1 protein-coding gene is annotated in these 230 nt (G+C 67.8%); it reads right to left on the bottom strand.

Features of this window, described 5'->3' with window-relative positions:
- The coding region (locus tag ACYYG1_RS17970) for a GTP-binding protein (RefSeq protein ID WP_461211692.1) at positions 1-230 on the bottom strand (230 nt) is incomplete at both ends.

Genomic DNA, 230 nt, shown 5'->3' with positions numbered 1-230 from the left:
CGCTCAGATCGATATCGCCGTGCGTCACCTTGTAGACCGGCGCGCGGGCGTTCATCCGCTGCAGCCGCTGGATCAGCGCCTCGCAGTCCGGCGCCACGTCGGTTTTGGTCAGCAGGATGCGGTCGGCGTAGCCCACCTGCGCCTGGGCGATGCTGAACTGGCTCAGCTGTTGGTCGGCGTGCGCCGCGTCCACCAGGGTGATGATGCCGTCCAGCAGGAAGCGCTCGCAC

Source organism: Desulfocurvus sp. DL1XJH-121, assembly GCF_054819825.1.
This window is presented reverse-complemented; position numbering and strand designations above follow the sequence as displayed.